Consider the following 21,519-nt stretch of genomic DNA (forward strand, 5'->3'; position numbering starts at 1 on the left):
CGCTGAAGTCCGATCTTGGTTTCGGCCCTCGCCCGCCCCCCGTCTTGAGGGTGCGCGCTCGGGCCGGGTTTCCGTTCGCAAGAATCGTTTGCTTGGCTTTTCTCTTCTTCGCTGTTCAGTATCCGGTTTTCAAGGTTCTGCAGTATCCTTTCGGATCCCGCTGCGCTTGTTTGTTTCAAGCGCGTGAGGAAATACTTTACTGTATCGTTTCTTTCCTGTCAAGAACTTTTTTCAAAATTCTTTGAAGCCGTTCGGAGATTGCTTATCTCTTTGGTGCTTCAGGAGAGATCCGTTCCGCGCTTTCCTCAAACGCGGGTTTTGTATATTACCCGTAAGGTGTACGTAAGGCAATGGGTAATTTTGCAAAATCTCAAACTTTTTTTGCTCGGATTGGCAAAACCCCAGGTAAAGATCTAATAACGCCGGCAAAACAACGTGGCACCCTCCACGAGTGCCACACATACCGGTTGATTATCGATTCCCTTTGCCGTGCTGTCCCCCACCGCCACCATGGCCGTGCTGTCCGTTCCCTGAGCCTCTTCCTTCGCTGTCCCCTGAGGAAAGCGCCGCGATTCTGTCGCGCAGCTCACGCATGGAAAGGCTCGCGCATTCTTCAAGCGTCACGCTGGGGTCGAGCTCAACGAGCTCGAGAGCGGCGCGGTAGCGGCCGACGCCCATGCCTGCAGAGACGGCGGCTTCGCGCGTTCCCTCGTCGACGGCATGGCAGGAGCCGCGGCAGGGAAGCGCGCTCAGGCATGCGTCGCTCTGCTGGCGGATAGCCTCCGCCTGTCGTGCATCGTCGGAAGTGACGCTGATCTCAATGTACGAGTCCTCTTGCGCATAGGGCGAGAACGCATCGCTTTGCGTGAGGAGGCTGAGAGCGTCCGCATACCCGCGACCCGTAAGCGACACGGCATCGAGCAATGACTCCCCATCGCCGTTGAGCGCCTCGACCCGAACGACGATGCCAAACCGGTTGACCCCAAGCTCGATGGAAGGGTTGACATCAATGCCTACATAGGTAGTGGGCTGCGCGTACGCGAAGCCTCCGAATCCCGCGAAAGCCAGTGCGAGACACGCGGCGAGCGCCGCAGCGGCACGACGCAGAGGAATGATGCGCGCGCGGGCGTGCTTGCGCGGTGCGGCAGCGCTTGCGGGAGCCGTTTCCGCCGAAACGCCAGACGCCTCCGCAATGCTTGCTATATAGGTAAGGGTGCCACGCTTCACGTCGTCGGGAACGGTCACGTTATCGAACGCCTGGCGCACCCGCGTATCGAGGTCGGTCATGACAGCACCTCCTGCAATTGCTTCTTGCCTCGCGCGAGCCATGAGTACACCGTGTTCACGGGAGCATCCACCATCTGCGCGATCTCCGGAGCGGTATAACCCTCGTACAGAGAAAGATACAAGGGAGTGCGAGGGGGATCGTCAAGGGAACGCATGGCGTCCACCACCTCGCTGGAGAACGATGCGGGCTGCGTGGCCGGGTCGTTCGAAGCTGCGCAAACCGCGTCGTCGAGCGACACCGCGCGACGGGATGCGGCCTTGAGCATGTCCTTGCATACGTTGGCGGTCACCCGAATGAGCCACGCCTTGCAGTGCTCGTCGTCGTTGAACGCCACCTGATCGGCAAGCGCGTACTTCAAAAACGCGTCCTGAAAGGCATCCTGGGCGTCGGCGTGAGCGTGGAAGTACAGCACGGCGACGCGCCATACCGCATCGCCGTGCCGCTCTATCGCCCTCTCGATGTCTCCTGCCGATCGCACGCGCACCGCCCGCTTTCGCTAGCGGCGCATGCCGTGATGGCCGCGACCGTTACCCGCGCCGTAGTTATCGCAGATGCCATCGCCGTCGGCGTCGACGTAGCCGGCACCGCCGCCGTTGCCGTTGCCGCAACCGTAGCCTGAGCCACGTCCGTTACCGCAGCCGTTAGCGTAGTTGTCGCATACGCCGTTTCCGTCGGCGTCGGCGTAGCCGGGGCACGATCCCTGTCCGTTCGCGCAGTTGTCGCCGATGCCGTCGCCGTCGGCATCGGCGTAGCCCGCGCACGAACCTTGGCCGTTCGCGCCCTTGCCGACGCCGTAGTTGTCGCACACGCCGTCGTTGTTGCGATCGACGTATTCACCGCGCACGGTGGCGATAGCCGCGCCGACCGTCGCGCCGGCGTCGCTGTCTCCCGCTGCGCGCATCGCATGATGAGCGAGCGACCCGACTCCGCCGGACGGACACCAAGTTTGCTGCATGCCGTTGGCGAATGCGATGGTGGGCACGGCGAGCAGCACGAGAGCCACAGCTGCCACGATTGCGATCACGTTCTTCTTCATTTCGGTCGATCCTCCTGTTGTCGTTCGCTTCGTCCTTCATATGCAAAACGAACGAGGGGCGCGAATCCTTGCAAATATTTTCAAAAACTTTTCCAGAAGCAAAGCAGGCGGCCCGAAAGCCGCCTGCCGATTATTACACGATTCGAGGAAACGGGCTACACCAGCTTCACGAACTTTCGCTTGCCCACCTGCAGCGTCGCGCCCGCGAGCAGCGCAGGATCCACGTTGTAGGACTTCGCAGGCAGCGCTTCGCCGTTCACCTTGACACCGCCGCCGTCGATAAGACGACGCGCTTCGCCGGCGCTTGCAGCCAGGCTCGCATCGGCCAAAAGCTTCGCCAGGTACACGGTTCCGTCGTCGTTGGGCGTGAGGTCGGCTGCAAACTCGGGGATGTCGTCCGGCACGGCATGCTGTTTGAACACGAGGTCGAACTGCTCCTCGGCCGCCTGCGCCGCCGCCTCGTCGTAATACGCGGCTACGATATTCTTCGCCAGAGCGCGTTTCACCTTGTTCGGATGCAGCTCGTCGGCGGCCAGACCGCGCTCGATCTCGTCGATCTGATCGACCGGCAGCGCCGAGGCGAGACGATAGTACTTCACCATGAGCTCGTCGGGAATGGACATGACCTTGCCGAACATATCGGCAGGCTCGTCGGTGAGGCCGATGTAGTTGCCGTAGCTCTTCGACATCTTCTGCACGCCGTCAGTGCCCTCGAGCAAGGGCAACGTGAGGCACACCTGCGGCTCCATTCCCATCTTCTCCATGAGCTCGCGACCCGCCAACAGGTTGAACAGCTGGTCGGTGCCGCCCAACTCGACATCGGCTTTGATGACGACCGAGTCGTAGGCCTGCATGAGCGGGTAGAGGAATTCGTGCAGGCTGATGGGCTGGCTGTTGGTGTAGCGCTTGTGGAAGTCGTCGCGCTCGAGGATGCGGGCCACCGTGAAGTTGCTGGCCAGCTTCAGCAGGTCCTCCATGTTGAGCGAAAGCAGCCACTCGGAGTTGTAGCGCAGGGTGGTCTTCTCGGGGTCGAGGATCTTGAACGCCTGGTCGACGTAGGTTTGGGCGTTCGCCTTGATCTGCTCGGACGTGAGCTGCGGACGCGTGGTGTTGCGACCCGACGGATCGCCGATGAGCGCGGTGCCGTCGCCGATGATGAGCGTCACGCCGTGGCCGAGATCCTGGAACTGGCGCAGCTTGCGCAGCGGCACGGCATGGCCGAGATGGATATCGGGAGCAGTGGGATCGACGCCCAGCTTGATGTTGAGCGGCGTGCCCCGCTTGAGCTTCTCGAGCAGCGCGCTCTCCGGCACGATCTGCGCTGCGCCGGAAGCGATGGTGTGCAGTTGTTCTTCCGCGGAAAGCATGGTCTTCTCTTCCTCTCTATACACGTAGCTCATGATTCTACCATAGGGAGCAAGGAGGAGCCGTGCGAACGGCGCGCCCGCCATCGAGATGAGCGGAGTCGAAGAATCTCTCACGGGATCAGCTGTCAACGATTCAGCTGTCGCCGCACGGGATCCTTCGACTCGCTGCGCTCGCTCAGGATGGCGGGGTGGGAAGGCTCGTTCGGGATGGCGGGAAGAGCCTAGGAAACGCCCCTGAATAGATGACCGCTGGTGGTGCCGGGGGTTTTGGCGATGGCGTTGCCGTCGGCGTGGGCCACGTTGCGCGCTCGGACGGCGCGCTGCACGGCCTTCGTGGTCTCCTCGACGTTCATGAGCGTGGTATCCACCAGGAACGACGTGATGCCCGCATGGATGAGGTCGGGCAGGGTCTGGGCCACATCGAGCTGAACACCGTTGAACAAGTGACTGCGGCCGAGCGCGTCGGTGACGACCGGGAACTCGTAGTCCTTGCGATCGCGCAGAAAATGCGGGCTCTTGCGGCGCGGACACTCGGCGCAGTTCTCGTCGCAGGGGCCTTGGCTCATGAGCAGGCAGTGCTCGGTGACCATGAGCTCTTGGGCGCCGATGATGGTAAGGCCTAGCTCAACCGGTGCATCTTCGGCGATGTCGGCGATCTGGCCCAGCGTGAGCTCGGGCGACAGCCACACCCGGCGCGCTCCCAGCTCGGCGGCCGCTGCGAGCGATAGCGGATTCGTGATGGGGATGTGCGGCCCTACTTCGACCTCGCATCCCAGCTCGGCGGCGCGCACGAGGCCGGCCAGATTCTCCACGAGCACAGGCTTGCCTGGCTTGACGTAGCGCCAAGGATCGAAATCGATGGCCGCCTCGCGCGTGCCCGGAACCTGGTCGTGTTCAACAGTTGGCAGCGCCACGACGGCCTGCTTCGGATAGCCCGCTTGCTCTGCAGTGGCAGAACGTTGGCCCGCCACCACGGCCTCGCCGCGCTTGTAGTTGAGCGCAGGCACGTAGATGATGTCAGCGCCTGCCCGCTTCGCCGCGCGTGCGCAGGCAGGATTCGTGGCCCACGCCGCGATGCGCACGCCGCGCGGGCGCGCGGGCGCAAGCGCCGTGCGCTCCCGCACACGCGGCAACGCACGGTTGCGCGTGGGCGCGAGCAGCTGCTGCGCAAGGTCGTCGAGCGCGGCGGCGCGCACGCGGTGCAGCTGCGAGAAGCCGATACCCACACCCTCATCGAGTTCGACCTCGAGCGATTCTAGCAGAAACGGAGTTTGACCCAGGCGATCGACATGCGCACGCACGTCGTCGACCGTCACCGGCTTCGTACGCGCGGGCTCGATCGCAACGCCTTCGGCTGCGCCGATCGGGGGGGTATGGGCTGTCGCCGCACGGGATCCCTCGACTTCGCTCGGCTGCGCCTCGCTGCGCTCAGGATGACGCGCTGCAGCGCTCGGCGCCAGCGAGAACTCTACGCGCAGCGGCTGGCCGATGCGCAGCACCACGCGACCCGTCACCGCGACGCGCGGCTCGAATACGTCGTCTTCAAACGCCGCTTCGGCGCTGCGGACGCGGAACACGCGGTCGCCCTTCCCCACCGGACGGTCGGGCGCCATGCGAACATTGCCTTGCTTGTCGAGAGACACCTGGTCGAGCGTGTAGGCGAAGTGACCCTTGTTCGTCCAGAACTCCAACACGTCGCCCGGTGCGAGCGGCCGCTCGGCCGCGACGGTGGCGACGCCGTTCTTCGCCGACGTCACGCGACCCACGAACACGCCGCGGTTGTTCGGGCGCCCGTAGCTCATGATGTCGTTGCCGCGCTGGTTCTCCAGGTAGGCCGTGGTGAACCCGCGGGAGAACGCCTCAGCCAGGGTGCGATGTTCGTCTTCGGCGGCCCGCACGTCCTTGCCGCTTCCCGCAGCGCGCTCGGCCAGCGTGCGATCGAGTACGGCGCGGTACGTCTGCGTGACGGCGAACACGTACTCGGGCGACTTCATGCGACCCTCGATCTTGAACGACGTGACGCCCGCTTCCACCAGTTCGGGCAGCAAGTCGATGGCGCACAGGTCCTGCGGGGACAGCAGATGCTCGCCCGGCGCGGGCAGGTTCTTGCGCAGCGCCACGTTGTGCAGCGTGTAGGGCAGACGGCACGCCTGGGCGCACAGCCCGCGGTTCGCCGAACGGCCGCCGATGAGCGACGACATGAAGCACTGGCCGGAGTAGCACACGCACAGCGCGCCGTGAGCGAACGACTCCACCTCCATGCCGTAGCCGTCGGCCACCTCGGCGAGATGGGCGATCTCGAGGACGGACAGCTCGCGTGCCAGCGTGACGCGCTGGGCGCCCAGCCTCGCCGCCGCCTCGATGCCGGCCGCGTTATGCGTGTTCATCTGCGTCGATATATGCAGTCGCGCCTCGGGGAGCGTGCGGGAGATCTCGGATGCGATGCCGACGTCTTGCACGATGAAGGCATCCGCCCCGGCGCGATACGCCTGGCGCACCGTTTCGAGCGCACGAGCCACCTCGGAAGGCAGCACGGCGGTGTTGAACGTCACGTACACGCGAACCCCACGCAGATGCGCGTAGGCGCAGGCATCGGCCAGTGTCTCAAGCGTGAAGTTGTCGGCTCCGCGGCGGGCGTTGAACGAGTCGAGGCCCAAATACACGGCGTCGGCCCCGCCGCGCACGGCGGCACGAAGCGCCGCGGCGTTGCCGGCGGGCGCGAGCAGTTCGATGGCATGAGACATGGTAGATCCTTACCTATATATAGCCGTACGTTTTGCACCCTTTCGAACAGGATGCGAGCTGGTGTAGAGAGTTCCGGGGTTATCCGACCGAACGTTACGGTTCGGTATCAGCGCTATGGTAGTATAGTCGAACGATGAAAATACGGAGAAAACAGCGCGAAATGCGCACCCATGCGGTGAAATGGGGCCTCCTCGTCACGGTGGCAGCCCTTTGCTTCGTCGGCTACGCAGGAGTTCAGGGCGCCCTCGGCGTCATGGAAGGCTGGACGAAGAACCTCCCCAGCATCGAGGACACCGACTTCACCAACACATCCCGCGAATCTGTGATGTACGCAGGCGACGAAGCCACGTTGCTGGCGGAGTTCCAGCTGGAAAAGCGCGATCCGGTAACGTACGAGGAGATCAGCCCATACGTGCTGGAAGGCACCGTCGACACCGAGGACGTGCGTTTCTACGAGCACGAAGGCGTGGACATCCCCGGTATCGCGCGCGCCTTCGTCAACAACCTGCGCGGCGGCGACCTGGAAGGCGCTTCCACCATCACCCAACAGCTCGTGCGCAACACCGTGTTGTCCGAAGAGGCGACCGACATCTCCTTCGAGCGCAAGATCCGCGAGGCCGAGCTGGCCATCGATTTGGAGAAACGCTTCAGCAAAGACGACATCCTGGTCAAGTACTTGAACATCATCAACTACGGGGACGGCTGCTACGGCATCGAAGCGGCCGCGCAGAACTACTTCCAGGTGTCGGCGCTCGACCTGACGCTCGCGCAGGCCGCCACGCTCGTAGGCATCCCGCAGTCGCCCACCTATCTTAATCCCAAGGTGTACCCGGACGCCTGCCTGGCGCGCCGCAACGTGGTGCTCGACCGCATGCTGTCGGCCGGCGACATCACGCAGCAGGAGCACGACGATGCCCAAGCCGAGGAGCTGGGGCTGAACCCGGCGCCCGACGCACCAGCCGACGGCATCTACGCCTATCCCTTTTTCACCAGCTACGTGCGTTCGTTGCTGTTCGACGAGAACAACCCCTACGGATGCTCGTATGCCGACCTGTTCAAAGGCGGACTGACCATCTACACCTCGCTCGACCCCGAGCTGCAGGACGCGGCGCAGGCGGCGGTGGACAACCAGCGCGCGAACATGGCCGACAACTTGGACGCCTCCATCGTAGCCATCGACGTGGCAACCGGCCAAGTGAAGGCGATGACGCGCGGAGTGCCGTACGGCCAAGGCGAAGGGGAAAGCCAGGTGAACATCGCCACGGGCGACGGCGGAACGGGACGCCAGGCCGGATCGACGTTCAAGGCGTTCACGTTGGCCGCAGCCATCGAACAGGGCATCTCGCCTCAGACGCTGGTCGATTGCACCTCTCCCCTCAAGAAGGGACAGGATGGCGCACCCGAGGACTTCGAGAACTTCAACGGCAACGACTACGGCATCCAGACGATCCAAAGCGCGACGGCCATCTCGTCGAACACCGGCTACCTGCGCCTGTCGAACTCCATCGGCCAGGCATCCACTACCGAGATGGCCAGCCGCCTGGGCGTGACCTCCCCCATGCAGCCCGTGTACACCGCAACCGAGGGCGTGGCCGACGTCAATCCGTTGGAGATGGCGAGCGCCTACGCCACGCTGGCCAGCGGCGGCGTGAAACGCGAGCCCACGGTGATCACAAAGATCCTCGACCGCGACGGCAACGTCATCTGGCCTCAGGAGGAGAGCGACACCGGCGAACGCGTGTTGGACGAGAAGGTCGCCGCCGCCACGACGAAGGTGTTGGAAACGGTGTTCACGCAGAGCAACGGCACGGCCACGTCGGCGCGGTTGAACAGCGGGCAGCCGGTTGCAGGCAAGACGGGCACCGCCAGCTCGTTCACCGACCACTGGCTGGTGGGCTATACGCCCAGCCTGTCGTGCGCGGCTTGGATCGGCGACCCGTCCGGCGCTATTGAGACCGACCACGGGCTCACGGCGAACGCGCTATGGAAGGACTTCATGGATCGGGCGACCAGCGGCAAGGCCATCGAGAACTTCCCCACCGTCGCGGATCCGCCGTACAACAACCCGTACAACATCGCTCAGAAGAACAAGCTGGGCAAGAAGGTGGAAGAAGAGAAGGACGAGGACGGCGAAAGCCGCGAGAAGGACGTGAACTCGGCTCCAAGCGCCGTGGGCAAGACCTTCGAGGAAGCCATCCAGATACTGAACGGCTACAAGGCGGGCTACATCGAGGAGTACTCCGACACGGTTCCGGAAGGCACGGTGATCAGCCAAAGCGTGCAAGAAGGCAAGGTGGTCATCGTCGTATCGAAGGGACCGAAGCCGTAAACGAGACCGCTGACAAAAAAGAAGCGCCCGTTCAGGGCGCTTCTTTTTTACTTTGCAAGGAACGCGCTACAAACGCGACACCACGAGATCGCCCATCTGCGCCGTGCCGACCAGCTTGTCGGCGGGCGTGTCGGACTGTTTGATGTCGCCGGTGCGCCAGCCCTCGTCGAGCACGGCGGTCACCGCGCGGCGAATGTCGTCGGCGGCCTCGCCCATGTCGAAGCTATAGCGCAGCATCATCTCGACGGACAGGATCTGCGCGAGCGGGTTCGCGATCCCGCGTCCCGCGATGTCGGGCGCGCTGCCGTGGCTGGGCTCGTAGAGGGCGGTGCCGTCGCCGAGGCTGGCGCTGGCCAGCATGCCCAGCGAGCCGGTGATCTGGGCGGCCTCGTCGGACAGGATGTCGCCGAACATGTTCTCGGTCACCACCACGTCGAAGTCGACAGGGCGGCTGATCAGCTGCATGGCCGTGTTGTCCACGAGCAGGTCCTCGAGCTCCACGTCGGGGTATTCCTCTGAGCCGACGCGGTGCACGATCTCACGCCACATGCGGCTGGTTTCCAGCACGTTCGCCTTGTCGACGCTGGTCACCTTGTTACGGCGCTTGCGCGCGGCTTCGAACGCCTGGCGCGCGATGCGCTCCACCTCGTACTCGCGGTATTCCAACGTGTCGTAGGCGCGCTGGCCGGCGGCGCCGTCCGAGCCGCAGCCTTCTTCGTCGTAGAAACGCTCGCGGCGGCCGAAGTACAAGCCGCCCGTCAGCTCGCGGACAATCATCATGTCCACGCCGTCCACGATCTCGGGCTTGAGGGTGGACGCGTCGGCCAACGCGGCGAAGATCTGCACGGGACGCAGGTTCGTGTACAGGCCCAACGCCTTGCGGATGCCCAACAGGCCCTGCTCGGGACGCGGCTTCGCGGGGTCGGTGGTATCCCACTTCGGACCGCCGACCGCCGCCAGCAGCACGGCGTCGGACGATTCGGCCACGCGCAGCGTCTCGTCCGGCAGCGCGGTGCCGCACGCATCGATGGCGCACCCGCCCAGCAGCGCCTCGGTGTAGGAGAACGCCGTATCGTACTTCGCGCCCACCGCGTCCAGCACCTTGACGCCCTCGGCGATGATCTCGGGGCCGATGCCGTCGCCGGGAAGCAGGCAGATGTTATAGGTCCTGGTCATTGATCTACTCCTCGCCAAGTTTCGCCTTCGTGCGGTTGATGAGGCCGCCGGCTTCGATGATCTCGCGGATGAACGGGGGGAACGGCTGAGCCTGGTACGTCTGGCCCGTCGTCTCGTCCACGATGACGCCCGTATCGGCATCCACCGACACCACGTCGCCCTGGCTGATGGCGTCCACCGCTTCGGGGCACTCCATGATGGCGAGGCCCGTGTTGATGGAGTTGCGGTAGAAGATGCGCGCGAAGCTCTTGGCGATGACGACGTCGACGCCCGCCGCCTTGATGGCGATGGGGGCATGCTCGCGCGACGAGCCGCAGCCGAAGTTCTCGTCGGCCACGATGATGTCGCCCGGCTGCACGCGTTCGACGAACGACGTGTCGAGATCCTCCAGGCAGTGCTTCGCCAGCTCCGCCGGATCGGACGTGGTCAGGTAGCGGGCCGGGATGATGACGTCGGTATCGATGTCGCGCCCGTAGCGGTGCGCGGTTCCTTTGAATTGCATGATCGCAGCTCCTCCTAGTCCAGGTCTTCCGGCAGGCCGATGTGGCCGAGCACGGCGCTTGCCGCGGCGATGGCCGGCGAGGACAGGTACACCTCGCTGGTGGGGTCGCCCATGCGGCCGACGAAGTTGCGGTTCGTCGTGGCGATGGCGCGCTCGCCTGCGGCGAGAATGCCCATGTAGCCGCCCAGGCAGGGGCCGCACGTAGGCGTGGACACGGCGCAGTTCGCGTCGAGGAACACGTCCATGAGGCCTTCCTCCATGCACTGGCGATACACCGCCTGCGTGGCGGGGATCACGATGCAGCGCACGTCGGGATGCACCGTGCGGCCGCGCAGCACGTCGGCGGCCTGGCGCATGTCGGCGATGCGGCCGTTCGTGCAGCTGCCGATGACGGCCTGATCGATTTTGACGTCGCGCGCCTCGGCGGCCGGGCGCGTGTTCGACGGCAGGTGCGGGAACGACACGGTGGGCACGATGGAGGCGGCGTCGATCTCGTACACCTTCGCATACGTCGCGTCCGCGTCGGAATGGTACTCGGTGTAGGGGCGCTCGGTGCGGCCGTCCAGGTAGGCGCGCGTCACGTCGTCGACCTCGATGAGCCCGGCCTTGCCGCCCGCCTCGATGGCCATGTTCGAGATGCTCATGCGCTCGTCCATGTCCATGGCGCGGATGGCGCTGCCGGTGAACTCCATGGCCTGGTAGAGCGCGCCGTCCACGCCGATCATGCCGATGATGTGCAGGATGACGTCCTTGCCGGTGACGCCGGGAGCCAGCTCGCCCTCGATCTTGAACAGCAGAGACTCGGGCACCTTGAACCACGCCTTGCCGGTGGCGTAGCCCACACCGGCGTCGGTGGAGCCCACGCCCGTGGCGAACGCGCCCAGCGCGCCGTACGTGCAGGTGTGGCTGTCCGCGCCGATGATGAGGTCGCCCGCGCCGACGACGCCCTGCTCGGGGAGCAGCGCATGCTCGACGCCCATGCAGCCCACCTCGTAGTAGTGGGTGATACCCTGCTCGCGCGCGAAATCGCGCACGATCTTGGCCTGCTCGGCGCTCTTGATGTCCTTGTTGGGGACGTAGTGATCGGGGACGAGAGCGATCTTCGTAGGATTGAACACCTTCTCGACGCCGATCTTGCGGAACTCTTTGACGGCAATGGGGGCGGTGACGTCGTTGGACAGCACGAGGTCGAGATCGCATTCGATCAGCTGACCCGGCTCCACTTCGTCGAGCCCCGCATGGGCGGCGAGGATCTTCTCCGCCATGGTCATGGGACGTGGCATGTGTGCTCCTTTGTGCGGTGGGTCTCTGGCGCCCGCGCTTCCCCGCACGGACCCTGGAAATCGCTCACAATTGTACCACTCGCTTTAGCACGCAAAAGGAAGAGCCCCGCTGGGCTCTTCCAATGTGAAGCGATTTACAGATTTATCCGGTCGATTACCAAGATCCGTGGTAGCCGTAGTTGTAGGAGCCCATATCCACCGAGTTCATCAGCCCGTACATCGCGGCCGAGATGGTTCCGAACACGATCATGCCGAAGATGAACTGCAGCACGATCCAGATGACGAAACCGATGATGGCGAACTTGAGGGCATCGCTTTTCACCTGCGGCATCTTGTCGACGTTCACAAGCCAAGCGATGATGATACCCGGAATGCCCAGCAAGGCGCCCACCACAAGCCAAGCGAACTTCATGCCGCCGGTGAGCTGCATGAGCGGAGCAGGCGGGTAGAAAGCCTGCGGCTGAGGCTGCGGAGCGCCGTACATCGGTTGCTGCGGCTGGGGCTGCGCGGGAGGAACCTGCTGGCCCATAGAAGGTTGCTGCTGAGGCAACGGCTCGGTCGGGGGCGTCGCGGGAGGCTGCGGAGCCGCGTCGGGCTGCTGCGGGGTGCCAGAGTCGGTGTTCTTCGTATCGTCAGCCATGATAACCTGCTTTCGAATCGGTTGGTGTTTGACAGCAGTATAAAGCCCTCACCTGCGGAAATCATTAACTTTTGCATATCCGTCATCGAACCGACACGAGAATACATCAGCTGGTGTAGGAAGGTTTCGATCAAAGAGCGCGAGCGTTCGAGCTTCCGATCGAGGAGATGCCGCAAGCCTCCTCGCCACGCGCAACGCGGCCTTCGACTCGCTTCGCTCGCTCAGGATGACGGGAGCGGACCGCACTCTCTCAGGATGGCATCCCGAAGACCTCGCTTGCTCGGAATGGCGGAGGGGGGTGCAGCGTCTACGATCAGGGTGCCGAGCTTACGACAGCGCAGTGCACAAGGCGTCGAGCAGCGTAATAGCGAAATGCTGCGCGGAACGACCCTCGCCCGCGTCTTCCCACATAATGCCGGGAAGCTCGACGGCGATGCGCGACGGACTGGCGGCGTCGGCCACGCCGATAGCCGTCTCGAGACGCAGAGAAAGCGTCTCCTCGTCATCGAAGCTGACGCGCGGCACGGTGGTCACCGTCAGCTCGCCCGGCAGGACGATATGCACAAGCAACATGGACTCGTCGGGGGCGACGAGCAGAGAATCGGCGCTCATGATCTTGGAAGCGGGGTTCGTGGCCAGCGCGAGATTCGACATGCGCGATGCGACGCTGCGCGTAAAATCCTGCGTGCCGAACAGGCACAGCGCATTGCGCTCGAGCACGTCGGCGGCGCGGGCGAACCCGAGGTGGCTGGAACCGTGCACCGCTTCCTTGCCCTCCCACGAATGGTGGAGGTTGCGGATGGCGGCGTACGTGTAGGCGCCGGCGATGCCGTCGGACGGCAGGCCCAGGTTGAGCTGGAACTTGCGCAGCGCAAGCTCGGTGAACGCGCCGAAGATGCCGTCGGTGGCGCCGCAGGCGAAGCCGAGCGCGCCCAGCGCGTGCTGCAGCTCCAGCACGTCGTGGCCGTGGAAGTGCGGCATGCGCAGGTACAGGGTGCGGTCGCCCAGCGTGAACGAGGCGTCGACGAGCGCCGCCCACACCTTCTCGGTCACCTCGTCGGTGAGAGGCAGGCCCGCGCCGCCGCAGAACGCCTGCACGGCCTCGGCCGTGGTATCGCCGAACGCCCCGTCGACGTCGGCGGGATCGAGCAGCCCGATGGTGACGAGGCGCTGCTGCACGTCTTCGACCGCGGGACCGGTGTCATGTCGCTTAATGGTTTCCATGAGCGTCATGGTAGCGCACCGCGGTGCGCGCGCGAGGGTTTCGACCGAGGTTCCACAAGAGGAACAGAGGGGGTATGCGCAGCTTGTTGCACGCATGCCCCCTTCTCGGACGTCCGCGCAGCGGTCGCGTCAATCGTGGCACGTGTAGCACTCGAACACGTCGGCGTGATGGCAGCTTGCGCATTCCGCATCGGCTTTGTCGGCAAGCTTCTCGGCATCGTGCATGCCGTGGCAATCCGCGCATCGGATAGTATCGTGCTGCTCGCTCGGAGTCACATCGTGCGGGTTCACCGCCGTGCCTTTCGAATCGACCACCGCGACGTCGACGGTGGCTGCAACGAGTTCTTCGCGAGCACCGTAGTGGCACGACAGGCATGCGTCGTCGGGCACCTCCGTCTTCTTCAGCTTCTTGGGCATGGTATCGGACGCGGTCTTGCCCTCGTGAGCCGTCGCCAGACCGGAAGCGTCAGCATGGCACGAAATGCACGCTTGCCCTTCGTGCGTGCTGGCCACGCAAGCCGCGTCGTCGTACGACGCCTGCTCGGTCGCATGGCAGGTGCCACACTCCGAGTCCGCCGACCACGCAACCGTGATCGGGGTCTCCTTCGCATCGTCGGCCGATGCGGCTCCGTTTTCGTTCGACTGGGGCGCGCAGGCGGTCAACGCCAACGCGATGACTGCGCACGAAATCGTCGCCGCACCCGTAAACTTCTTCATCGCATTGCCTCCTTGGCAGATGAGCGAGCGATACCTTCCGGATCGCCCGCAGGTTCTTGGCCGCCCTTCCGCACGAGGGAGGGAGTCGGAAGGACGGCCGCGTCACGGAACAGATGAAGCCCTAAGCTTCAGCGTCCCAAGGAGTCAGCGCAGCGGCATTGCGCCCGGCGATGCGGCCGAACACCATGCATTCGCTCACGTTGCCGGCACCCTGGTAGTACCAAGCCCATACGGAGCCGAGCTCGCCAGCGGAGAACAGCCGCTCGACAGGCGTGCCGTCCGTATGCACGATGCGCGCACTCGCATCGCGCTTCGGCCCGCCGTTGGTGTTCACCATGATGGGCTGGAGCTGCACCGCATACAGCGTGCCGGAAAGCGCGCGCTTCTTTTCCGCAGCTCGACCGAACTCGTCATCGGGACCGGAAAGCGCGTCCACACTCTCCTGCAGGATCGTCGCTTCGACGCCCATCTGAGAAGCAAGTTCCTCGACAGTGTCGGCTTTGACCATCAAGCCCGAGGAAAGCAACTCTTCGGTGCTGTCGGGAGCGCTGGTGCCGCCGACGATGTGCACCCAACCGCTGCCGCTCGTTCCCATAAACGGCAGCGTGCTCTCGTCGACAACCTGCCAGAACGGCAGGCGCGGCCATTCCATCTTGGCGGAGTCGTTGTAGAACAGCGCATCGCGACCGTATCCGTGCTGATAGGAGCGAGTCTCGTCCATGAAGCGCTTGCCGTACTTGTCGGTCCACACGTACCCGGCATCGCCTGCCACTTCGCAGTCGAAGCCGCATTCGCTGAAATCGTCATCGAGCCAAGTAGCCTGCACGCCGACGCGCGTTGCCGGCGTCGCGGAGTTCATGTGCCAGAAGTCGATATCGTACTTGCGACACGCCGTCAGAGCATCGCCCGTGTTGTACGGCGTGCCCCACGCGAGCGACGGGTAACGGCAGTTATTCGCCTTCATTTCCTCGTTGTACTCGAACCCGCCGCAAGCGAGCACGACGCCCTTCTTCGCCTTGATGAGGAGGGGCGATTCGCCTTGCTGCGCCTCGATGCCGATCGCTTCGCCAGCCTCGTTGAACACGAGATCGGTGAAGGCCGTCTCGAACAGAGACGTAACGCCCGACTCGCTTCCTACCACCTCGAACATAGGCGCCCAGACCCGAGCGTTACCCAACCCTTCGGCCGGAATGAGCGTGTTGGAATCGCCCACCGCCGAAGCGGTTTTCGCAGCGGGGTACTCGCAGGCGTTGTGCGTCTTCGTCTCGATCTCGAACTCGTCCAACAGCCAATCGGCGTTCTCTTTCGCGCCGCCGATATAGGCCTCGATCACGGCATCGTCGAGTCCGACGAGGTGGTAATCGCCGGTGATCTCCTTGAAGTAGGCAACGCCTTCGGCGGTCTTTTCCGGCGACCAGATGGCCTGGGCGCATGCGCGGCTATTGCCGCCTGCGTACTTTTCGGGAGCTTTTTCGACAAGAACGACCTGGCTGCCCGCCTTCGCAGCCTCATGAGCGGCTGCCAAACCGGCGAAGCCCGTTCCGACCACCACCACGTCGGTTTCTTGATCCCACGCACGCTCGTCGCTTGCCGGAGCGCCCGCGCCCCCCTCGGACGAGCATCCCGCAAGCATGCTGCCCGCGCCGACCGCGCCGAGGGCGAGCGCGCCGGTGAGAAAGCCACGCCGCGTTAAACCCATGCTCTCGTTATCCCTTGTTCCCATTTGTTCCTCCTCTTGTTTTCCGCTACCATAGGCCGCGAAATCGCTTCGACGCGCATCTCGCAAAGGGCCTTTGACGGCGAGGAGCGTACAGGGGAACGAAGCGCGAAAACATCGAACAAGGTATATGATTTACGCGCCGCAGCAAGGGGATCTGTCCATCATATAAAGTATTTGACACGCAGCTCACCGGGGAGAATGCAATGCAGCAAGCCACAGGGGGAGAAAAGAGTCGAGTTGTCGCCAAACCGGCCCGCTCCGACATTCAAAGAGGCGGCATCGCGCTCGATGCGTTCGCCTCGGCGCTTTTCTGGGGATACGTCGCCATCATGTTCGGGTCGTCGGAAATCAAGATTGCGGAGTCCATCGGGCTGGCACCGGAGAACGTTGCTCTGATATGCGGCAACGTCGTCGCCTTGGTCGCGGTCGGGTTGTTGGGGCCTCGCGCGCACGGGTCGCACCTGTTCGTCCTCGGGCTCGCGGGCTCCGGAACCGCGTGTATTTTGCAGACAGTCAGCCTTCTCTCACCCGAGATGGTTCCCGTCGCCTGGTCGCGCTTGTTCGCGTGCGGCGCATCGGCCATCCTCGTCCTCGCATGGTGCGAGCATATCTCGTCCGAGACCTCCCAGGAGCGACCGCTGTTCCTAGCGCTCTGCAGCCTGCTCACCATCGTCATCGTCCTCGTATCCATACAGTTGGGCGCACGATCGGCCATTCTGTTCGGCGGGGTGTTGCCCGTCGTCTCGGCGGCACTAGGCGCTTATCGAACGCGCGCGTCGGCACGAACTGCGCCCAGCGTGACGATCCAGCCTCCGTTTCCCCTGTACCTCATCGTCATCCTGTTCGTATTCGGATTCATGATCAGCTTCTTCTCGCTTTTGAACCGGCGCACCGGAACCGTCGAGAACTTCATGATACCCGCCGGCATCGACCCCTTCCTCGCGGGATGGACCGTGCTCGTCCTCGTCATCGCAGGATGCGTTTGGATGCTGTTGCCGCAACGGCACGCCTCCCTCGTCACCACCGTGCTCATCCCGCTCGCCTCGCTCGGTCTGCTGCTCCCGCCGTTCCTTCGCTACGGTTTGCAGGAAACGCTGCCGGCCGTCGTGGCGTTCATCGTCATCTGCGAGGCCATCATCTGCAGCGTCGGCCCGAGCAATGCCAAGAAGTACTTTCACATCGGATCGTTCACCTTCGTGTTCTGGACACGTTCGTTCGGCCTCATCGGCATGATCGTCGGCTACGCTGCGGCCATTCTCCTGTTCGACATCATGAAGATCGCCATCGACTTCGACATCCTTTTGATCATGTTCGCCGCTTACGCCATCCTGTGCCTGACCGTCGCGGTGATGCTCGGCCGCATCGGGCTGAAAGCCCCCGCGGAGCGCGAGCGCGAGAGTACCCCTGCCGCCGCGGCGCACGCGCTTGCCGAGCGCTACGGTCTGACGGCACGGGAAGCCGAAGTGCTCGAGCTGGTGGCGCAGGGCCGCAACATGACGTACGTGCAGAAGGCCCTGTGCATCTCGCCGGGAACATCGTCAACGCATATCAACCACATCCATCAGAAGCTGGACGTTCACAGCCGCGAAGAGCTGATCGACCTCGTGCAGGAGGAGTTGGCGCGCTAAAAAAGACCCGGACGAATCCGGGCCCTGATGAGGTGCATCTCGAAACGTAGATCAGATCACTTCAAGCGGCTGACGAACCAGTCGGCCATGGAGACGAGGAGGTCGCGGGCCGTGGAGGGGCGCACCATGTCGGTCAGGCGGTTCTTCGCGATGCTCGTGAGGTTCTCGGCGTAGTTGCGCGCGTAGTCGATGCTGCCGGACGCCTCCATGATGGCGACGGCCTCGGCGAGCACGGCCTGGTCCTTCTCCTTCGACGACAGGATGTCGATGAGGCGGTCGCGATCGTCGGAGTGCTGCAGCGCGTGCACCACCATGAGCGTGCGCTTGCCCTCGGTGATGTCGTTGCGGAAGTCCTTCTTCGTGCTCTCCTCGGAGCCCACGAGGTTCAGCAGGTCGTCCTGGATCTGGAACGCGAGGCCGGTGTCCAGGCCGTAGTTGCGCAGCGCCTCGACTTCGACCTCGGTGCCGCCGCCGATGATGGCGCCGATGGCCAGGGGCACCGCGCCGGAGTAATGCGCGGTCTTGTGCGTGGCCATGACCAGGTAGTCTTCAGGCGTGATGTCGTAGCGGCCGTCACGCGCCCATCCGATGTCGAGCGCCTGGCCTTCGATGGTGCGGCGGGTCATGTCGATGAGCTCGGTGATGACGCGCACCTTCGTGGCATCGTCGAGGTTCTCATCCGACACCACCGTGCCGTTGACGAGGGACAGCGCGAGGTCGCCCGCGTTGATGGCCAGCCCCATGCCCTCGGTGAGGTGCATGCACGGCTCGCCGCGGCGAAGCTCGGCCTCGTCGGCGATGTCGTCGTGGATGAGGGCCGCGGTATGAAAGTGCTCGATGGCGGCCGCGGCGCTGGTCGCGCGCGCCATGTCACCGCCCACGGCGCGACAGGCCGCGAAGCAGATGAGCGGGCGATGGCGCTTGCCGCCGTTCTGGCTGTACGCCATGAGCGGCTGGTACAGGTAGCGGTCCATGTCCGCGTGCGTGCCCTTCGGGATGAAGGAGTTCACCAGGTCGCCCACGCGGTCGGCGTACGACGTCAGGTACTGCTCGAACGACTCGGGAGGTTCTTCTACGGCTGCGATGATTTCGTTGATTGTCTCCATAGCACTTTCTCTGTAGGCCTGGGCGAATGATCCGCTCGACATGGTATCACAAAGAAAAGCGGGCGCTTTCCGTGCGCTGCGCCAGCGGCTTATTTTTCCGGGTTTCTCCGCATATCAGGTTGAGAGTATGCAACGCTTTGCGTCAAGCGACGCTTCGCTTGCTACACTGGGAGCATCGAAAATCCCGCGCGAGAAGGAGGCGTCCATGAACGTCAGCCCCGCATTCCAGGCATTCGCCCAAGAGGCTCCGCAGCACCAGCAGGCATGGTCGGAGGCGGTGCAGGCGCTCGGCGCGGCCAGCGCGCTCGACGACAAGACCGCCGCTCTCGCCTACCTCGCCGTCATGGCGGCGGCCCGTCTCGACAGCGGCCTGCCGTTCCACGTGAAGATGGCGAAGATGCACGGTGCCACGCGCGACGAGGTGATCAGCGCGGTGCTCATCGGGCTGCCGGCCGTCGGCAACGTCGTGACCGCGTCGCTGCCCGCCGTGCTGGAAGCGTACGACGAGGAGTAGGAAGCGGGAGGCGTCGCCTCCGTGGCGCTCGCCGCACCATGAAGCGCAAGGTGGTAGGGGCGGCGGGACTCGAACCCGCAAGGCCGAAGCCGGAAGATTTTAAGTCTCCTGCGTATGCCAATTCCGCCACGCCCCCGCGTGCGACGGCCCGCTGAAAACGAGCAGGCCCTATGGTAGCAAACTTTATCGGACGGCGGGACCTCAGCGCGCCGCTTCGTCCAAAATGATGCCGTGGAGAATGTCCGATTCGCTGACCGTGAACGAATCGACGCCGGCCAGGTCGAGCACCGTCTGCAGGATCACCATGCCGGCCACGATGACGGGCGCGCGGCCCGGATCGAGCCCGACGATGCGCTCGCGCTGCGCGAGCGGGACGCGTTCCAGCTGGTCGGCCACCCCGTCGAGCATGGGGCGCGTGATGACGGCCTTATGCACGCGGGAGGTGTCGTACACCTCCATGCGCTCGTGGATCGACACCACCGTGGTGGCCGTGCCGGCCACCGCCACCAGCCGCTCGGGTGCGAAGCCCGCCCCGCGCAGCTCGTCGAAGTAGGGGCGCATCCCCTCCTCCACCCACGCGCGGGCCCGTTCGAGCTCGCCGGCGCCGGGAGGATCGGCCGCGAAGAACTTCTCCGTCACGCGACGGCATCCGATGTTGAAGGAGTGCGAGCGATCGGGCCGGCTGCCCGCGCGCCCGGCGATGACCTCGGTCGAGCCGCCGCCGATGTCCACCACGAGCAGGCGCTCCCCCCGGAAGTCGCACGACGCGCCCGCGAAGGAGAGGGCCGCCTCGCGCTCGCCGGGGATGACGGACAGCGTGACGCCCAAGCCCGCCATCAGCGCCTCGAACTCGTCGGCGTTGCGCGCGTCGCGCGCGGCCGACGTGGCCATGGCCCTCGTCGTGATGGCGGGATGTTCCGGCGTGGCGAACCCGCGCAGCACGTCGAGGAAGCGCGCCACGGCATCGGCCACGCGCTGCATGGCCGCGGGCTTCAGCACGCCCGTCGCGTCCACGCCCTCGCCGAGGTTCGTGATGGTGTACTCGCGGTCGAGCTCATGGAGCCGCCCCGCCTCGTCCACGTCGGCCACGAGCATGCGGCACGTCACGGTGCCGATGTCGATGGCCGCGTATCGGCCCGCCTGGAAACCGCTTTCGGTACTCTCGGGCTCCGCGATGGCGCTCATGGCGACCCCTTCCCTCGGTCTACTCGACGCCGAACAGGGCGTCCAGGAACGGCGAGTACCACGTCTCCGGCGCCTCGACGCTGCCCGGCGTGATGTTGGCGCGGAACGTGGATGCCTCGTCCTCGTCAAGGTCGAGGCCGCGCACGTTCGCCGTCTCCTCGCCCTTCTTCACCCATCCGAACTGCTCGTGGGCGCGATCCTCGATGCCGGCGTCGGTCTGCAGCGACGAGACGTCGCTTTCGAGGGCGCCGTTGCGCTCCTCGAGCGCCGCATACTCGGCGGCCAGCTGGTCGCGCTCGCGCAGCGCATGGTAGTACTGCTGCGCCGGCGGGTACAGGAAGGCGCACGAGAGCACGAGGCAGACGGCGACGGCCGCGCTCGCGATGAACTTCGGCGACGACTTGAGCGATGCGAGCGATCCCAGCGAGAAGCCGCGCTTCGCCGAAGCCTGCGGGCTCTCCGCGTTCTGCATGCGCGCGGCCTGACGGTGCTTCGCGCCCATCTCGCCCTTGTACACCGCGGCGCGCGGGCCCGATTGCGAGGCATCGGACGGCTTCGAGCCGCCGAACTGCTTGGTGAACGCGCGCTCGGCCTTGCTCTTGGCGCGCGCCTTCTTGCGCTGCTCCTTGCGGGTCAGGCGGCGCTCTTCGACTTCCTCTTCGGGCTGTTCCTCGATGCGCTCGTCGAACGAGGAGAAGCGGCCCGTGCCGTACGAGCTCGATGCACGGCGCGAGCTCGACGACGCCGGACGCGGCGCCGCATGACGGCCTGCGGGACGATCGAACGTCGATATGCGGGCGAACGAACCGTCGCCGGCTCCCGCGGACGATCGCCGCGCAGCGCCCGACGGGCGCGCGTGCGCCGCCGTTCGCGCGCTCCCCCGCCCCTCGCCTGCCTGGCGGAAGGGCGACTCGAATGCGGGGATGGCATCGACGGAATGGATCACGGGACGCGATTCGGGCGCAGCAGAAGAGGGGCGGCGCGCACGGGTGTCGCGTTTCGCCTCGTCAAACGAGAGAATATAAGGCTGCGTTGCCAAGGAAAGGGGCTCCTCTGTGC

The 21,519-nt window shown here is 64.7% G+C and carries 18 protein-coding genes and 1 tRNA gene; 3 read left to right on the top strand and 16 right to left on the bottom strand.

Annotated elements, in window-relative coordinates; all coding sequences use genetic code 11:
- Window positions 1-471 precede the first annotated feature (471 nt).
- From ACMO6A_RS10740 to ACMO6A_RS10760, 5 genes are all read right to left on the bottom strand, one after another.
- Complete coding sequence (locus tag ACMO6A_RS10740; protein ID WP_009306202.1) at window positions 472-1,287, bottom strand: hypothetical protein; 816 nt, start codon at window positions 1,285-1,287, stop codon at window positions 472-474.
- Window positions 1,284-1,766 carry an RNA polymerase sigma factor gene (locus ACMO6A_RS10745; RefSeq protein WP_015760049.1) on the bottom strand — a complete coding sequence of 161 codons (483 nt, stop codon included), beginning with the start codon at window positions 1,764-1,766 and terminating at the stop codon, window positions 1,284-1,286. Before ACMO6A_RS10745 ends, ACMO6A_RS10740 begins: the two co-directional genes overlap by 4 nt.
- An 18-nt stretch (window positions 1,767-1,784) precedes the next feature.
- Entirely contained in the window at window positions 1,785-2,324 is a 540-nt protein-coding gene (locus ACMO6A_RS10750; protein WP_009306200.1) for a hypothetical protein, read from the bottom strand.
- 155 nt (window positions 2,325-2,479) lie between these two features.
- On the bottom strand, window positions 2,480-3,691 hold the full coding sequence (tyrS, locus tag ACMO6A_RS10755) for a tyrosine--tRNA ligase (RefSeq protein WP_009306199.1): 1,212 nt from the start codon (window positions 3,689-3,691) through the stop codon (window positions 2,480-2,482).
- Between the two features lie 221 nt (window positions 3,692-3,912).
- Window positions 3,913-6,435 (bottom strand): DUF3656 domain-containing U32 family peptidase, encoded by a 2,523-nt coding sequence (locus tag ACMO6A_RS10760; protein ID WP_009608173.1) that lies wholly within the window; start codon window positions 6,433-6,435, stop codon window positions 3,913-3,915.
- 161 nt (window positions 6,436-6,596) lie between these two features.
- Between ACMO6A_RS10760 and ACMO6A_RS10765 the strand changes: the two genes are divergently transcribed.
- The gene (locus ACMO6A_RS10765) at window positions 6,597-8,765 is read left to right on the top strand and encodes a transglycosylase domain-containing protein (RefSeq protein ID WP_009608032.1); all 2,169 of its coding nucleotides are present in this window, start codon (window positions 6,597-6,599) and stop codon (window positions 8,763-8,765) included.
- Window positions 8,766-8,831: 66 nt separating this feature from the next.
- Here the strand turns inward: ACMO6A_RS10765 and leuB are convergent, their stop codons facing one another.
- The 7 genes from leuB to ACMO6A_RS10800 all read right to left on the bottom strand — a co-directional run bounded on the left by leuB (window position 8,832) and on the right by ACMO6A_RS10800 (window position 16,006).
- A complete protein-coding gene (leuB, locus tag ACMO6A_RS10770; RefSeq protein ID WP_009306195.1) occupies window positions 8,832-9,941 on the bottom strand; it encodes a 3-isopropylmalate dehydrogenase in 1,110 nt (369 codons plus the stop codon).
- Window positions 9,942-9,945: 4 nt separating this feature from the next.
- The gene (locus ACMO6A_RS10775) at window positions 9,946-10,443 is read right to left on the bottom strand and encodes a 3-isopropylmalate dehydratase small subunit (RefSeq protein WP_009306194.1); all 498 of its coding nucleotides are present in this window, start codon (window positions 10,441-10,443) and stop codon (window positions 9,946-9,948) included.
- A 14-nt stretch (window positions 10,444-10,457) separates the two neighbouring features.
- Window positions 10,458-11,726, bottom strand: coding sequence for a 3-isopropylmalate dehydratase large subunit (gene leuC, locus ACMO6A_RS10780; RefSeq protein WP_009607939.1), 1,269 nt, complete (start codon window positions 11,724-11,726; stop codon window positions 10,458-10,460).
- A 154-nt stretch (window positions 11,727-11,880) separates the two neighbouring features.
- Window positions 11,881-12,366: a hypothetical protein gene (locus ACMO6A_RS10785; RefSeq protein ID WP_009306192.1), complete on the bottom strand. Its 486-nt coding sequence runs from the start codon at window positions 12,364-12,366 to the stop codon at window positions 11,881-11,883.
- A 327-nt stretch (window positions 12,367-12,693) separates the two neighbouring features.
- Complete coding sequence (locus tag ACMO6A_RS10790) at window positions 12,694-13,599, bottom strand: peptidoglycan-binding domain-containing protein (protein ID WP_009306191.1); 906 nt, start codon at window positions 13,597-13,599, stop codon at window positions 12,694-12,696.
- 120 nt (window positions 13,600-13,719) lie between these two features.
- Entirely contained in the window at window positions 13,720-14,307 is a 588-nt protein-coding gene (locus tag ACMO6A_RS10795) for a hypothetical protein (protein WP_009306190.1), read from the bottom strand.
- A gap of 121 nt (window positions 14,308-14,428) precedes the next feature.
- On the bottom strand, window positions 14,429-16,006 hold the full coding sequence (locus ACMO6A_RS10800; protein WP_226844577.1) for an FAD-dependent oxidoreductase: 1,578 nt from the start codon (window positions 16,004-16,006) through the stop codon (window positions 14,429-14,431).
- Between the two features lie 224 nt (window positions 16,007-16,230).
- Between ACMO6A_RS10800 and ACMO6A_RS10805 the strand changes: the two genes are divergently transcribed.
- Window positions 16,231-17,655, top strand: a complete 1,425-nt coding sequence (locus tag ACMO6A_RS10805; RefSeq protein ID WP_009306188.1) for a helix-turn-helix transcriptional regulator — start codon at window positions 16,231-16,233, stop codon at window positions 17,653-17,655.
- Window positions 17,656-17,711: 56 nt separating this feature from the next.
- Here the strand turns inward: ACMO6A_RS10805 and ACMO6A_RS10810 are convergent, their stop codons facing one another.
- Window positions 17,712-18,761 (bottom strand): polyprenyl synthetase family protein, encoded by a 1,050-nt coding sequence (locus ACMO6A_RS10810; RefSeq protein ID WP_009306187.1) that lies wholly within the window; start codon window positions 18,759-18,761, stop codon window positions 17,712-17,714.
- A 205-nt stretch (window positions 18,762-18,966) separates the two neighbouring features.
- Between ACMO6A_RS10810 and ACMO6A_RS10815 the strand changes: the two genes are divergently transcribed.
- Window positions 18,967-19,275: a carboxymuconolactone decarboxylase family protein gene (locus tag ACMO6A_RS10815; RefSeq protein WP_015760044.1), complete on the top strand. Its 309-nt coding sequence runs from the start codon at window positions 18,967-18,969 to the stop codon at window positions 19,273-19,275.
- A 51-nt stretch (window positions 19,276-19,326) separates the two neighbouring features.
- Here ACMO6A_RS10815 and ACMO6A_RS10820 read toward each other — a convergent pair.
- The 3 genes from ACMO6A_RS10820 to ACMO6A_RS10830 form a co-directional block, all read right to left on the bottom strand.
- Window positions 19,327-19,411, bottom strand: a tRNA-Leu gene (locus ACMO6A_RS10820).
- Window positions 19,412-19,476: 65 nt separating this feature from the next.
- Entirely contained in the window at window positions 19,477-20,460 is a 984-nt protein-coding gene (locus ACMO6A_RS10825) for a Ppx/GppA phosphatase family protein (protein WP_009306185.1), read from the bottom strand.
- Between the two features lie 19 nt (window positions 20,461-20,479).
- On the bottom strand, window positions 20,480-21,519 hold a 1,040-nt coding region (locus tag ACMO6A_RS10830; protein ID WP_418471250.1), incomplete at its 5' end, for an FtsB family cell division protein.

This window comes from Eggerthella sp. (assembly GCF_048329335.1).
Classification (GTDB): Bacteria; Actinomycetota; Coriobacteriia; order Coriobacteriales; family Eggerthellaceae; genus Eggerthella; species Eggerthella lenta.